We start from the raw sequence: 14,771 nt of genomic DNA on the forward strand, positions 1-14,771 counted from the left end.
GGTCGCTGCTTGGCTACGCGGCCTGGCGTGCGCGCTGCTGCACCGCTCTGTCCAGTATCGAGAAGAAGGTGACGAACTGACGGTCGGGGTCGAGTTCCGGCCGGCCGGCGAAGCCGCGCGCGAGGGCCGAGACCCGCTGATATTCCTTGTTGTCGTTCCACAAGAGCCTGACGGCCGCGACCCATTCGGCGAGCGGGGCATCATAGTCGAGCACCGTGCCGCCAGGGCCGACCGCTTCCGGCAAGCCACCGCGGCGCGAACCGACGACCGGAATGCCGCTGCAATGGGCTTCCGAGGCAACCCGCCCCCAGGCCTCCTCCCATTTGCTGGGCGCCAGCAGGATCCGGGTGCGGCCATAGACCGTCTTCATGTCACTGGTGCGGTTCTCCAGCGTGACATTGCCGAGCGGCGTGATCGTCTGTTCGATGCGTGCCCGGTGATCGTCCGCCAGCTTCCAGCTTTCGACGAACAGGAACGGGATTTCGGGGCACGCGGCGGCGATCCGCACCGCAAGCTCGAAGCCCTTTTCCTCATAAGGGTTGATCAGGGTGACGAACTGGCCTGAAGTCGGCGTGCTGTAGTGGGCCGGATTGATGGTCGGAGGGATCACCGCCGCCTCGATGCCGAACTCCCTGGCGTAGGTACGCGCGGTGAATTCGGAATTGGCGATATAAAGCGCCGAATGCAGGTCGCGCAGGTCGCCCCCAAGCTCGTGAAACTCGACGTTGCGGAGGTAGACGACCAGCGGCACGCCCTTGGCCTGCAACGCCTTGCCGAGTGGAACCGACTTGTGACACTGAACCACCGCCACATCCGGCTTGACCCTGTTGACGGCGAAGGCCGCCGCCTCCCACGGAAACCACGCCCGAATCACTGGGTAGCCGGGAAAACTGTCGACGACCGCCGGCTGGCGCAAAAGCTTCATCTTGGCACGCGCCTTGAAGCCGAAGACACCATCGCCAAACAGCGCGGCGAGCACCGCGGCCTCATGCCCATGCTCGATCAACTGCTCGGCCAGATGATGAGTGCTCGACTGGACGCCGCCGCTGAACTCCGGTGGGTAGCCATTGCCGCCTGCAAAGAGAACTTTCATGGTCCTGGCTCCTCGTCTATCGCGTTTCAATGCCCACGGCCGATGAACGGCAGCGTCAAGTGCAGCCTCACGCAGTCTTTGGCGGATCAAGCGTCGCGAACGGATTTGTGCATGGCTGCCATCCGGTGAACCGGATGGGATCACTAGGCGAACTGCGCGAGGCGTAGTCCGTCAACATGTGAAATTCGGCCACGACCCAGCGGTCGAAATGCCGGAGGTCGCGCTGCTTCCGCTTTGGCAACAACTTGCGTGCCTGGCCGAGCTTCGCCGTCTCGAGCAAAGTGACGGCGTCGCCCAGTTTTTCGCTGGGAAACAGCCACGGATTGCGGTTGCGGAACTCCAGCACGAACTGCTGCAGGTGCTCGATGCGCATGTTCAACCCGCCGAGGTATTTTTCGAGCGTGACGCGAACCAGGTCCTCGTCCGAAAACGAAGACACCGCCGCGAAGGCCACGCCAGTCGATGCAACTCCACCAGCCATGATGGCCAAGACCGAGCGCCGTGAGATTTCCATCATCGGTTACCTCCTTCCCTTCCCGTCACGCCATCCGGCTCGCCGCGCGCAGGGACAAAGCTGCCGCGGTCAGGCTCGGGTTGGCGCAGGAGCAGCTTGGATAGGTGCTGGTGCCGACGACGACCAAGTTTCTCAACCGGTGATGGATCATGTTGCTGTCGATCACCGAATCAGCCGGGCCGGTGCCCATCCGCAATGTGCCCTGGACGTGCGATTCCGTTGGCCGGATGCCGCGGTCGAAGAGCCGTTCGACAGGCAACGGGGCAAGCAGTCCGGGCAATTTGTCCAGCGCCCGGGCCATGCCTTTGACGGCATAGTCCGACGGCGCCTTGAAGGAGACGAAGGCGTTGTCATCCTCGTCGAGGGTGACGAAATTCTCGTGATCGAGCAGGTTCTCGGTGACCACGACCAGCGGCAGCGCCTGGCGCAGCCGGCCCTTCTCTGCGCGCATCCCGTGCTGCCAGCGGTTCTCGAAATAGACGAGGGCCGCCGCGTGCTCGGACCGGTGCGGACCGTCATAGAGGCCGAAATTCAGGCCGGTGGTGATGGTGCTGCCGTCGAAATTGTCGACGCCGTCGAGATAGACCTCGAAATTCCAGCCATAGGATTCATGCAGGCCGCGCCCGACGAATTCATCGCCCAGGCCCGAGCGCAGCATGATCGCCGCGCTCTGGATGGCATTGGCGCCGAGAACGAAGAGGTCGCCGCTGACCTGATATTCCCTGCCCTCATGCACGAAGGCGACCGAACGGACCGTGCCGCCGACATGGTCGAGCCGCCGCACTTCGGAGCCGAGGCAGACCGAAACGTCGGGATGCTCGAAGACATGCATAAGGCCGTTATTGGCGGTGAACTTGGCATCGACCGGGCACAGCCAGCAGCGCAGATTGGCGCAGCAGGAGCTGCGTTGCGCGGTCGGCACGCGCGCCCGTGCGGTCGGCATGACGAAATGCTGGTCGGGCTGGGCCGCCTTCATCATCCTGTCCGGCGTCGACATGCGATGCGGTGGCTGCGGAAAGGGCTTCGAGCGCGGCAGCATCGCCGCCATGTCGGGATCGCCGGAGATCGACATGATGTCTTCGGCGTCGCAATAGAACGGCTCGACATCGTCGTAGCTGATCGGCCAGTCATTGCCGACGCCGTAGGTGCTTTTCAGCCTGAAATCATTGGGGTGGAATCTTGGCGTCTGCGCGAACCAGCAATTGGTCCCGCCACCCAGCCCGATCGTGTAATTCCACGGCTTGTCGGAATTGGTGCTGTAGGTCGTCTCGTCGTCTATGTCGGTGTTGACGTTCTGGTCAAGCTGCCATTCATGCGTGTTGTGGCGACCCCACTCCAGAACCAGGATGCGCGCCTTACGCCGCCTGGCGAATTCATGCAGGAAGAAAGCCGAACCGAAGCCGGAACCGATCGCGACAACATCGAAATGATCTTTGGTGACTTGCTCGGGCTTTACGTCCAGCACCATCAGCTACAATTCCTTCTACGCCGGGCGTTTGGCCCGATCCTGCTTTCGGCTCTCCGCGCCCGATCTCATGCCGCCATTCTGCCGATCGAGTGATATTCGATGCCGTGGCGCGCCACGACCTTGGGATCGTAAAGGTTGCGGCCATCGAAGATGACCGGCGTGGTCAGCGCATCCTTCAGCGCATCGAAGGACGGTGCGCGAAAACTCTTCCATTCGGTGGCGATCAGCAGCGCATCGGCGCCGCGCAGAGCCGCCTCCTTGGTGCCGCACAACAGCAGGTCGTCGCGCAGCCCGTAGATGGCCTGGCATTCCTGCATGGCCTCGGGATCATAGGCCTGCACGGCCGCGCCGGCGTTCCAGAGCGCCTCCATCAGCACGCGCGCGGGCGCCTCGCGCATGTCGTCGGTGTTGGGCTTGAAGGCCAGGCCCCACAGCGCGAAGGTCTTGCCCTTGAGGTTACCCTTGAAATAGCGGTGCACCTTGTCGAACAGAACGGATTTCTGGTCATTGTTGCGCTCCTCGACGGCGCGCAGCAGCTTGGCGTCGTACTTGACGCCCTCGGCGGTCTTGATCAGGGCACGGACGTCCTTGGGAAAGCACGAGCCGCCATAGCCGAGACCCGGATAGATGAAGTGATAGCCGATGCGCGGGTCGCTGCCGATGCCCTGGCGCACTTCCTCGATGTCGGCGCCGAGTTGCTCGGCGAGGTTGGCCATCTCGTTCATGAAGCTGATCTTGGTCGCCAGCATGCAATTGGCGGCGTATTTCGTGAATTCGGCGCTGCGCACGTCCATCACGATCATCTTCTCGTGGTTGCGGTTGAAGGGCGCGTAGAGTTCGCGCATCACCGCCTCGGTTTCCTCGCTCGACGTGCCGACGATGATGCGGTCGGGCTTCATGCAGTCGGCGACCGCGGAGCCCTCCTTGAGGAATTCGGGATTGGAGGCGACGTCGAAGCTCAGATCCTCGCGGCCCCGCTTCTTCAGCGTCTCGGCGATCCTGGCCTTCACCTTTTCGCAGGTGCCGACCGGCACGGTCGACTTGCCGACGACGATCTTGGCGGTATCCATCTCGCGGCCGATGGTCTCGGCGACCGCCAGCACATATTTGAGGTCGGCCGAACCATCTTCGCCGGGCGGCGTGCCGACCGCGATCATCTGGATTTCGCCGTGCCTGACGGCTGCCGCCGCATCGGTGGTGAACTTGATGCGGCCGGCGGCGTGATTCTCCCTGACGATGGTTTCAAGACCCGGCTCGAAGATCGGAACGAGGCCCTGATTGAGCCGCTCCACCTTGTTTGCGTCGATATCGACGCAAACAACCTGGTGGCCAACCTCGGCAAGCACCGCCGCCTGCACCAAGCCGACATAGCCAATTCCAAACACCGTCAAGTTCATTCGGTTTCATTCCCATCCAGGGCAGCGGACCGCTTCTCGGCCCTGCCGGTTCAATTCGTCTTTCCCAGCTCTTTTACACTACACACCAGCGATTCCGGAAATTGGCAGGGCTGACCCAGCGCGGTGAACGCGACCCGCTCGACCTGCAGCGAAAGCTTGCGGCCCGGGTCCGCAAACGCTCCCATCCAGCCCTTCATGGTGTCGCTACCCCAAAGGCTGAAGAAGATCTTCTGCGCATGGCTGGGCAGCTTCGCGGGATCGGTGATGGTGTTCACCAGCTGGCCGTTGAGATACCAGCGCAGGCTATCTTTCTCCCAGACGAAGGCATAGTCGTTGAAGGCACTGTCGGTGCCGCCCGGCACGTCGACCAGCTTCTCGTTCTTGCCCTTGCCGGCGATATAGGCGTTGACCTGCACCTTGGAGGTGTCCTTGGTCAGGATCTCGAAGTCGATCTCGTCCCAGGGCTGTTTGTCGGATGGGCCGATATAGGAGAAGAAAGCCGCGTTGAGGCCGGGGCCGGTGTCGGTCTTCATCCGCGCCTCATAGGTACCATAGCCGAAACGCTGCTTGGTCTGGATCTCGCCGCAGGCGAACTCGCGATCCTTGGTCTTCTGCTTCGCGAATCCGAGCGAAAGAACGCCATCGGAAAGCTTGACCAAGCCTTTCGACCAGGTGCAATTCTGATGGCTGCCGTTCGTCCAGCCGTCTGAAACGTACCAGCGCTCGCGGTCGAAATTCTTGAAATCGTCGACGAAAGAGGGCGCGGACTGGATATCCTGCGCATGAGACGGGGTTGCCGGCAGGCTGCCAAGAGCGACCAGCAGCAAAGCGACAGCCAGACCAGACCGCCGCCAGGAAAGCAGGGCTGAAGGGGCGTCGATTGCTGTCGTGGACATGGTCTTTGCATCCGAATTCATGACTAACTCACCTTTGCGCTGTGTCCCCAACCCAAAGTCGACGTTCGAACCGCTTCCAAACGGGCCAACCTTTGACCTTTTCAATCACCCTCCCGACGTCCAGCCTTGCATCACCTTCGCCGTAACGGTCCCCCGCCGCCGCCTTCAATTTCGGCCGGCTCCCGCCTGCCTGACCGGTTCGACCGTCGCCGCCGGATCGGTGGTCGTATTCTCGTCGAAGACCACGTCCAGCGAATGACGGAGCTCGCGCATCCTGCCGCCCTGGCGCGACAGCGCAGCGATGCGGCGCTCGCTGTTCAGGATCGACTGCGTCAACGCGCTGACTTCGGACGAGCGGCGATCGGAGGCGGAGCCGTTTTCCATGGCTTCGACCAGAAAGGCCGCGTTGGTCGCCTCCTTGCGGTAGCGGCTCTCCAAGCCGGTTTTCTCCGCCTCGATCTCGGCGGCGATCTGCTCGAACAGCTTCGCCAGCCGGTCCAGGCGCGCAACGTCGGTCTGCCTGTCGCGGGCCGGATCCCTTGATCTGAAGCCGAATATCGAGGCCATGAACTTAAATTCCCGTCATCGCCGGCTTCCTGGACCGGCTTTCAGGCCAGGCCACTGGCCGATCCCCGCAACCGGGGCTGAAAACTCGTAACCGCGTCGCCCAACTCCTCTGACGAAGAGAGACTTCGCACCAGTCCGATCGGGGGCCAGTTCGGCTGGTCGTTTAATTTGTTGCACCGCAACATAGACTGCCATCCCCAGAGCCGCGAGGCAACCACCCAATTCGTAAACTCATAAATCCGATGGAAATGGTTGCGTGGCGGCCTCGCGGTCGGCAGGTAACACCACGCTTTACCGTCCTTTGCCGGTACTGGTTCCAGCCATCAGGAAACGGAGCGGCGGCACGTGCTTGTTCCTGGAGACCAGGCCAACACTGCGAAACAGCGCCTCGATCTTGTCGGACGCCACGCCCTGGACGATGGGGACGAGGTTGGATTGGCTTGCGAAGGCGTAGGCCGCGGCAGAAGCCAGGCCCCGCTCGGCCTTCACGTCGAGGAAATTGCGCAGCCGGTATTTGTCGCGCACATGCCGCTCGTGCCGCCGTAGCACTGCTTTCGACCCTTCCGGCAGGCTGTCGATCGCCAGCAGCGCCAGATCGGCATCGGCCAGCCGCTTCAGATCCTGCGTCTTGTGGCGGCCGCTGAGTGAATCGGCGCGGACGATGGCGCCGTAGCCGCAGGAACGGATGACCTTGAACCGTGCCCCGTGGGCGACCGCTCGCGCGTAAAGCTCGTAGTCCTCGCCTAGCCGCAGGCTCTCGTCGTAGCGCAACCCGTGGCGGTCGAGAAAGGCACGGCTGATCACCGGCTTCAAGAAGCCGAGTTCGCCTCTTTGGACGCGGCGCCTGGAGATGTTGCCTTCCACGAATCCTTCGAAATCGAGGAATTCCGGATCGGCGGCAAAATCCGGGGCGACGATTTTGGTTGCATCGCCAGCCGCGTCATCCCTGATGAGCATGATGTTGTCGGCGGCGAAATCCCAATCGGCGCCGACAAACAGGTTGCGAAACCGGCCCTCGAGGAAGAAATCGTCGGCGTCCAGAATGCTGATGAACGGGGCTCGTGAACCGGCGATCGCCGCATTGCGGGCAAAAGAAGGGCCGCGATTGACGTCGAGGCGCATCACCGCAAGCCGGCCGCTGCCATCGTCGGCGGAGCGTGCGACCTCGGCCGTATTGTCCGTGGAGCCATCGTCGACGACGACGACCTCCCCGACTTCCGGTTCGCGCAACGCGGACGCGATGGCGACGGCGATCGTTCGCGCCGCGTTTTTGGCCGCGATGATCACGCAGACTTGGGATTTCGTCATCGACATGGAATTGCCTCTTGCACAGGTTCCGATCTGCCCTCGCCCTGTACGCGTTCGATATTCGCCGCCTTCACGGGCCGGCCGGCCGTTCGAAGATGCGGCGGCTGATGTCCGCCGACGCCGCCCAACCGGCCTCGGAAAGGTAACGGACCGGAGCCCGGCCGCACAATTCCCACAACACCGTGCGTCGCTGCGGCCAGCGCAGCGACGACAGCCATGGCGCGATGACCATGTTGAGCAGGTCTTCATTGCCGATGCGCGACAGGATCGGCTTGGCCCGCTCCGACAGAAGCGTACCGGTGCCGCCGAGCAGCACATCGGCGGAACGCAGGCCGAGCAGCAGCGTGTCCTCCAGCCCCTGGCTCACCGCCGCATCGAGCACACGCTGCTGATCGGCGTGGCCGAGACGGCTGGCGCTGGCCCTGATATCGCAGACGTAGCCGGCGCAAGGCTCCCGGTTGAACAGTGCCTTGGCGACGCTGATGCAGGCCAGCATCAGCGTGTCGGCAGCCGACGTGAACGGGACTTCGGCGCCGGTGATCTCGACCAGCCGCTTTCGCCGCAGGAACCCGTCAGCATCGCGCGGACTGGGCGAGCCGGGCTGCTGAAGCCGGTAATGAAGGTCGACAGTGGATGATTTCGACCCATTGCCACGGATCATGTGCTGTTCGCCGAGGAAGCGGACCCACCAGACCGAACGCGACTTGCCCGATACTTCGTAGCCGATCGAGCGTAACGCTTCGCGTGCCTTCAAGAACCCGGCAGGCGAAACCAGAATATCGATATCGCCCGAGGGTTTCATGAAATGATCGTCGTAAAGCAGATGCTGCTGGAACGGCCCTTTCAGGAACACGAAATCAATCCGCCTGTCGAGCAGCGCCTCGTGAATGGCGATCGAATCCATTAGGCAGGCGGCGTTCATCGACACCGTCCTCCTGCGATAGGTTTCGAGCCACTGGAACAGTTCGGCCGGCCTCTCATGCGCCGGCGTACGCGACAGCGCCTTCAAGACGAAGGTACCGACCTTGTTCAACCTGGCGATATCAGTGACGACAGCGTCGGAAAGGCCCGGCGTCCACGTTTCACCGGCCGAGGCGGCCGGCCCCGCGAAATACAACCGTAAGCAGGCCCGCACATAAGCGATCTCGTCGGCGCAGTCGGTGGCGCGCAGTCTTTCATAGGAGCTTTCCGGCAAGGCCATTGAGCGCACAGTCTCCAAAAAGCGGTTTGCGCGAAGCGTATGCTGCAGCTGCTAAGCAAAGCATCGTCAAAAACGGCGGCGCCGTAAAGCCTTTCCTTTCGCAGTGCGAAATTTTACAACCATAGCGTTTGCCGGCTTCGCGGAAGGGGATGAGATGTATGGACGAATTCCTACCCTAGCGCAGCGCTTCGGCCGGGCCATCGATGGGATCAGCTGAAAATTGAGTATCTTTCGGCGTTGTCCAATGGCAATGGCCAAGCATGGCTTCCTATTGTTTATGTAAAATCAATGGTTTACGGAATCTCCTGTGACGAGGGGCAATCACACCCGGCTTCATCTCGAAAGAGGTGGATTTCTTACACGCGGGGTGACGTCCGCAACCCATAATTGATTAACGACCGGTAAATCAGGCTTGACTCATAAATGTTGCTGTGCAGCTATTGCGATGCAGCATGAAAGTGCTGACGGCAATCGACAGGCCGTTTCCAGTCCTTATGGAGAGTAAAATGGAACAGAATGTTGAAAAGCATGAGTACGAAACGCCAAACCTGACAGTACATGGTTCAATCGAAACCATTACCCAAGGCGGTGGTGGCAGCACGGCAATCGACGCGTCGTTTCCCGCGCACACCCCGATTGGCGACCTGACGTTCTCCTGAGACCAGCCTGATTCTGGAGGAATGACGTTGGGCCTCCGGGATCGAAGACAATGAAATGGAGCCGGGGATGAAAATCCCCGACTTTCCATTGAACCTGATGACGCGTAGACCGTGTGTTGCAAACGAGGTTTTAGGATGAACTGGAACCCATCCGAGCACGATTGCGTAAAGGCCACCAAGGACGCCGTTGCTTGCGAATTCGGCGATGGCCTCGCGCTTCTCAACCTGAAGTCCAATATCTATTACAGCCTCAACGGTGTCGGCGCCTTCATCTGGGAATTGATCCAGGAACCCAAGCCGATCGCGGACATCCGCAGCGCCGTCCTCGCTCGCTACAATGTCGACGCCGAACGCTGCAAGGCCGACGTCGACGCATTGCTGAAAGGCCTGGCGGAAAACGGGCTTGCGAGGCTTGAGCATGAGGCACTCGTCTAGGCAGGCGTCGCAGAAGGCCATGGCTGTGCGGCAAAGAGTTGTGACGCAGAGAAATCCCCGGCCGATGAAGCAGCGGCCTGGCAGGCGCAGCCTGGCCAGGATCTTGTCCTTGAGCGGCTCGGAAGCGCTTTTCCTGTGCCGCTGCCTGCTGGTGGTCACGACCGTCCGGCTCGGGCTGACATTGTTCTCCTACAACCGGGTGCGTGGGATGGTGACGCGGCTCAACGCGCACCAGTGTGCCAGCATGGGCGAGTTGCGGCTCGTCGCCTGGGGGGTTGCCGCCGCAGCACGGTTCGTTCCGGGCGCCACCTGCCTGACCCAGGCGCTGTCGGGCCAATACCTCCTCGCGCGCCAGGGCAATGCGTCGAACATCCGCATCGGCATCGAGCGCGGCACTGGCGAGCAATTGAAGGCGCATGCCTGGCTGGTCAGCGATGACCACATCGTGCTTGGCGGATCCGTCGATGGTTTCGCCCACCTGATCGACCACGGCAGCCGATGAGCGGCGTAGCCGGAATCCTGCTGCGACAAGGCCCCGCGCCGGCTGAAGCGGCGAGCGACATCCAGCAGATGCTGGCGCGCATACGCCATCGTGGTCCCGACGGAACCTCGTGGTGGCAGGACAGCGGCGTCGCGCTTGGCCATGCCTGGCTCAACACCACCGACGAAGCCGGCCCCGGCCCGCTGACCATGGCCGGCGGCAAGCTGGCCATCACCGCCGATTGCCGGCTCGATAACCGCGACGAGCTGCTCGCAAGGCTCGGCATCAGGGACAACTCACTCGCCGATGCGGCGTTGCTGATGCGGGCCTATCTGCGCTGGGGTGAAACGTGCCCCGTGCATCTGCAAGGCGACTTCGCCTTTGCCATCTGGGATGCCGAGCGGCAGCTTTTGTTTTGCGCGCGAGACCATTTCGGGGTCAAGCCTTTCTATTACCACGCAGCGGAACGCCGCTTTGCCTTTGCCTCCGAGATCGGGCCAATGCTCGGCCTCGACGGGGTCGGTGCTCGACTCAGCGAGCACCGGATTTCGGGATTCCTGGCCGGGCTGCCCGATGACCCGCAGTCCACGCCCTACAGCGACATCTTCGCCCTGCCGGCGCGTCACAGCCTCACCGTCACCGCGCAACGTCTGGTGCTGCGCCGGTACTGGCAGATCGAACCATCGCAGCGAGCACCGCGGCCTGATGCCGCGGAGGAATTCGCCCATCTGTTCGCGCAATCGGTCCGCAACCGCATGCGAGGAAGTCCGTCGATCGGCGCGATGCTGAGCGGCGGCCTCGATTCATCCTCGATCACCTGCGTGGCGGGAGTGCAAAATGCGGCCGAGCGCAAGCCGAGGCTACCGACCTTCTCGCTCGTGTTCGAAAAGGGTTCGTCGATGGACGAGCGCCCGTTCATCGATGCCGTGCTCGATCAGCAGAAGGCCGATCCCACGTTCATCCCAGTTGGCAATTATGCACCCTTCGCTGAGTTCGAACGGGTGCTGGAGGAACAGGAAGGCACATTCTTGGCGCCGGGCCTGACGCTGACCCGCGGTATCTATCGGACGGCTGGCGCCAAGGGCATCAAGGTGCTCCTCGACGGCCATGGCGGCGACGAGGTTGTTTCACAGGGACATGGCCATCTGCACGAGCTTGCCAATGGCGGCAGGTGGCTGGACCTTTGGCGCGAGGTCCGAAGCGCCTCCAACACCTATGGCGACAGCACGCTCGGCCTGTATTTCCAGTTCCTGACCATCTACGGGCCGGCCTGGCGGATCGCCAGGCTGAGACAGCTGGGGAACCGAGCCCTGAACAGGATGCGCAGGCCTGCCCGATCGAAGCGTGGCCGCAGCTGGCGCGACCTGATCAATCCGGACCTTGCCAGGCGAACCGAGCTCATCGACCGGTTCCATCGGGCTGGCTACATGCCGCCCGGCGTCCAAGCCAGCGACGCGCTCAGCCACCGCTGGATCCTGTCCAACGGCTATGTTCCGCACTCTTTCGAAGTTTTGGACAAGGCCGCCGCCAATTTCGGCGTCGAGCCGCGGTATCCCTTCTGGGACAAGCCGCTGGTGGAATTCTGCCTGGGGCTGCCGGGCGAGGAGAAGCTCCGTCATGGGTTTGGCCGCTACGTGCTGCGCCGGGCCATGGAAGGCATCCTGCCGGCGGCGGTACAGTGGCGGCGCGACAAGATCGATTTCACCGCCAATCTGGTCAACGGCATGGTGCGCAACCATCGCGACCTGCTGGAGCAGTTGCTGGTCGGCGATGCGGGTCGCATCGCACCCTATGTCAACCTGCCGGAAGTAAACGCCGCCTATGCGCGGCTGCTGCGCCAGCCGGACCAGGCGGCACCGCTCGATGTCCAGTATGTCTGGCGCTCGGCGTCGCTGTCGCTGTGGCTGCGGCAGGTCCAGCATGGCGGGAGCCCCGCATGATGTCTCGCCATGAGCCGTTCGCCGGCGATCTCGACCGTCTTCCCAACCGCGACAGGACAGCGGGAGAACGAAGTTACTACCGCGCCTACGGCCTGCTCATCGCGTCCGACGTGTGGCTGCCCGAACTGGAGCCGGCGGACCCGGCAACGGCCGACATCGAGATCGTCATCGGCCCGATCGATATGCCCAAGCCTTCGGCGAAGGCAGCGACCGTCTTCCGTTTCGAGCCTGGCCGGCAGTATCTGGCCTGGGAGGCCGTCGGCGCATTCCTGATCAGCGACGCCCGCCGCATCGATGTCCAGCCGGCGCCCGGCGTCGACGACGCCTTGCTTGCCTTCCCGTTGCTGGGGCCAGTGCTGGCGCTGCTGCTGCATCAGCGCGGCCTGCTGGTGCTGCATGCCAGCGCCATCGCGGTGGCCGGCAGGGGCGCCATCTTCATGGGCGACAAGGGCGCCGGCAAGTCGACGACGGCAAGCGCCCTGATCCGGGCCGGACACGACCTGCTCACCGACGACGTCGTGGCGCTCGATCTCACCAACCCGGACGAACCGATGATCGTTCCGGGATTTCCGCAGATCAAGCTTGCCGCCGACGCCGCGGCGGCGATCTCGCTTGGGCAAGCGCAAGTGCGACCGCAAGTGCATCCGGCAATCGAGAAGATGCAGCATCGCCTGCACGGCGCCTTCTCCGGCAACAAGGTGCCGGCGGCCAGGATTTACATCCTCGAGCGCGGCGCAAGGGCCGGGATCACCCTCCTGCCTCAAATCGCCGCCTTGCCAGCCATCATCAAATTCTCCTACGTGACGCGGTTTGGCCGCGCGGCGCTCTCCGGCGATTTCGCGGCGATGCATCTTCGCCATTGTTCAGCGATCGCTAACCATGTCGGCGTGTGCCGGCTGGACGTTCCGACGGGCATCGACAGGATCGGCGAGGCTGTGGCGCTGATCGAAAAGGAATTGGCTGGAGATGCCTAGGTCATCGGTCTTCAGCCTGTCGCTGTTTCGCGATGTCGCGGCATTCGGCGCGGTCATTGCCCGGATCGGTGGACGACGAACCTGGACGGCGCTGCTGTTCCTGATCCTCGGCAGCCTGACGGAAGGCGTTTCCATCCTGCTGCTGGTGCCGCTGCTGCACCTGGTCGGCCGTGCCGACCAGGATTTCGCGGTAAGGCTGCCCAATATCGAGTTTGTGCGCTGGCTGGTGCCCGGCGGAACGCTGCAGCTGACGACGGTGCTTTGCGCGCTGGTCGGGCTTGTTGCCGTGCAGGCAGCCTTCAACCGCTTCAAGTCGGTGTACATGGCAAGGCTGCTCTTCGATTTCATCAACCGCTTGCGCATGAACCTGTTCGAGAGCATCGGCAAGGCGCGCTGGGGCGTGTTCACGCGCATGCGCGGCTCCGATCTCGACCATGCCCTGACCGGCGACATAGACCGCGTCCAGGGGGCGGCTTTTGCCCTGCTGATGCTGGTGCAGATCGCCGTGCTGCTGGCGGGCTATCTGGTGATTTCCATGTTCATTTCGCCGGTCATGACGGCGTTTGCCGTCGTCATCGGCATCGTCATGTTCATAGCGCTGCAGCCATTTCGCTCGCGAGCCACCGCCTTCGGCCGGATCCTGACGACCAATCGCCAGGACCAGTACCGCACGGTCTCGGAATTTCTCGGCGGCATCAAGGTGGCCAAGAGCCTGAACGTCGAGGCCAGCTATTTCGCGCAGCTGCAGGTCACGCTCGAAAAGATGAAGGCCGACAATATCGCCTATGTCCGCAACTCTTCGATCGGCACCGCCGTATTCCAGGTGGCGAGCGTCGTAGGCTTGAGCGTCTTCATCTATGTGGCGTTGGTCCGCTTCCACCTGTCGCTGGCCGAGATCGTCGTGCTGCTCCTGGTCTTCATGCGCATCGCGCCGCGCTTCATGGACATGCAGACGCAGGCCCAGCAGGTGCTGATCAACCTGCCCGCCTATACGGCAATGCGCAACCTGCAGGCGCGTTTCGACGCCGAACGGGAGCCTGGCCACGTCGAATCCACGGATGCCCGCAAGCTGACCCTCGATACGGGGCTGCACATTCGCGACGTCTCCTTTGTCTATGACGACGGCGCCGGCAAGGCAGTGGTGAGCGACATCACCTTCGGCCTTCCGGCCGGCAAGGTCACGGCGCTCATCGGCCCGTCCGGGTCAGGCAAGAGCACGATCGCCGACATGCTGCTCGGGCTGCTCGAGCCGACCACCGGCAAGATCCTCGTCGACGGCGTCGAGCTCGATGCCGGCAATCGCCGCCGCTGGCGCGATCAGGTGGCCTATGTGCCGCAGGACGTGTTCCTGCTGCATGACACGATCGCAGCGAACCTGCGCCTTGCCGCGCCCCAGGCCAGCGAGGACGACTTGTGGAAGGCACTGCGCGCCGCTCACGCCGGCGACTTCGTGGACCGACTGGACCTGAGGCTGAATACCGTGGTCGGCGACCGCGGCGTGCGCCTCTCGGGTGGCGAGCGCCAGCGCATCGCGCTGGCACGCGCGTTGCTGCGCAAGCCGTCACTGCTCATCCTGGACGAGGCGACAAGCGCGCTCGACTGGCAGAACCAGTCGCTTATCGCCCGGTCGATCGACGGCCTGCGCGGCGCAATGACGATCCTGACCATCGCGCACCGGCCGTCGATGATCGCCTTCGCCGACTGGGTGGTGGCGATGGAGGATGGTCGTGTGGTGGAGGTCGGGCAATATCAGCGGTTGAAGGCGAAGCCGGGGAGCCGGTTGTCCCGGATGCTGTCGGGAGAACAGTCGGAAACCGAACCCGCCGATGTGGCCTGAG

Annotated in this window: 14 protein-coding genes; 6 read left to right on the top strand and 8 right to left on the bottom strand. The window is 62.9% G+C overall.

What is annotated here, in order from left to right:
* Positions 1 to 13 precede the first annotated feature (13 nt).
* The 8 genes from FJ543_RS14485 to FJ543_RS14520 all read right to left on the bottom strand — a co-directional run bounded on the left by FJ543_RS14485 (position 14) and on the right by FJ543_RS14520 (position 8,444).
* Positions 14 to 1,093, bottom strand: a complete 1,080-nt coding sequence (locus tag FJ543_RS14485) for a glycosyltransferase (protein WP_140821600.1) — start codon at positions 1,091 to 1,093, stop codon at positions 14 to 16.
* A 67-nt stretch (positions 1,094 to 1,160) separates the two neighbouring features.
* The gene (locus tag FJ543_RS14490) at positions 1,161 to 1,610 is read right to left on the bottom strand and encodes a hypothetical protein (RefSeq protein WP_015314218.1); all 450 of its coding nucleotides are present in this window, start codon (positions 1,608 to 1,610) and stop codon (positions 1,161 to 1,163) included.
* Positions 1,611 to 1,632: 22 nt separating this feature from the next.
* Positions 1,633 to 3,075 carry a GMC family oxidoreductase gene (locus FJ543_RS14495; RefSeq protein WP_140723282.1) on the bottom strand — a complete coding sequence of 481 codons (1,443 nt, stop codon included), beginning with the start codon at positions 3,073 to 3,075 and terminating at the stop codon, positions 1,633 to 1,635.
* Between the two features lie 65 nt (positions 3,076 to 3,140).
* A complete protein-coding gene (locus FJ543_RS14500; RefSeq protein WP_015314220.1) occupies positions 3,141 to 4,472 on the bottom strand; it encodes a UDP-glucose/GDP-mannose dehydrogenase family protein in 1,332 nt (443 codons plus the stop codon).
* 50 nt (positions 4,473 to 4,522) lie between these two features.
* Entirely contained in the window at positions 4,523 to 5,389 is an 867-nt protein-coding gene (locus tag FJ543_RS14505; RefSeq protein ID WP_140875674.1) for a family 16 glycosylhydrolase, read from the bottom strand.
* A gap of 144 nt (positions 5,390 to 5,533) precedes the next feature.
* Positions 5,534 to 5,935, bottom strand: a complete 402-nt coding sequence (locus FJ543_RS14510) for a hypothetical protein (RefSeq protein ID WP_015314222.1) — start codon at positions 5,933 to 5,935, stop codon at positions 5,534 to 5,536.
* A gap of 291 nt (positions 5,936 to 6,226) precedes the next feature.
* Complete coding sequence (locus tag FJ543_RS14515) at positions 6,227 to 7,249, bottom strand: glycosyltransferase family 2 protein (protein ID WP_015314223.1); 1,023 nt, start codon at positions 7,247 to 7,249, stop codon at positions 6,227 to 6,229.
* 64 nt (positions 7,250 to 7,313) lie between these two features.
* Positions 7,314 to 8,444, bottom strand: coding sequence for a nucleotidyltransferase family protein (locus tag FJ543_RS14520; RefSeq protein ID WP_140614938.1), 1,131 nt, complete (start codon positions 8,442 to 8,444; stop codon positions 7,314 to 7,316).
* A 506-nt stretch (positions 8,445 to 8,950) separates the two neighbouring features.
* Between FJ543_RS14520 and FJ543_RS14525 the strand changes: the two genes are divergently transcribed.
* The 6 genes from FJ543_RS14525 to FJ543_RS14550 all read left to right on the top strand — a co-directional run bounded on the left by FJ543_RS14525 (position 8,951) and on the right by FJ543_RS14550 (position 14,770).
* Complete coding sequence (locus FJ543_RS14525) at positions 8,951 to 9,103, top strand: lasso peptide (protein WP_015314225.1); 153 nt, start codon at positions 8,951 to 8,953, stop codon at positions 9,101 to 9,103.
* Positions 9,104 to 9,238: 135 nt separating this feature from the next.
* Positions 9,239 to 9,538: a PqqD family protein gene (locus tag FJ543_RS14530; RefSeq protein WP_015314226.1), complete on the top strand. Its 300-nt coding sequence runs from the start codon at positions 9,239 to 9,241 to the stop codon at positions 9,536 to 9,538.
* 109 nt (positions 9,539 to 9,647) lie between these two features.
* Complete coding sequence (locus tag FJ543_RS14535) at positions 9,648 to 10,040, top strand: lasso peptide biosynthesis B2 protein (RefSeq protein WP_224584338.1); 393 nt, start codon at positions 9,648 to 9,650, stop codon at positions 10,038 to 10,040.
* A complete protein-coding gene (locus tag FJ543_RS14540) occupies positions 10,037 to 11,959 on the top strand; it encodes a lasso peptide isopeptide bond-forming cyclase (protein WP_140875677.1) in 1,923 nt (640 codons plus the stop codon). The genes FJ543_RS14535 and FJ543_RS14540 overlap by 4 nt, the downstream gene beginning before the upstream one ends.
* On the top strand, positions 11,956 to 12,933 hold the full coding sequence (locus tag FJ543_RS14545) for a serine kinase (RefSeq protein ID WP_140875678.1): 978 nt from the start codon (positions 11,956 to 11,958) through the stop codon (positions 12,931 to 12,933). The genes FJ543_RS14540 and FJ543_RS14545 overlap by 4 nt, the downstream gene beginning before the upstream one ends.
* A complete protein-coding gene (locus tag FJ543_RS14550) occupies positions 12,926 to 14,770 on the top strand; it encodes an ABC transporter ATP-binding protein (protein WP_140875680.1) in 1,845 nt (614 codons plus the stop codon). The genes FJ543_RS14545 and FJ543_RS14550 overlap by 8 nt, the downstream gene beginning before the upstream one ends.
* Position 14,771: the final 1 nt, after the last annotated feature.

The sequence above is a fragment of the Mesorhizobium sp. B2-5-7 genome (assembly GCF_006440875.1).
Lineage (GTDB): Bacteria > Pseudomonadota > Alphaproteobacteria > Rhizobiales > Rhizobiaceae > Mesorhizobium > Mesorhizobium australicum.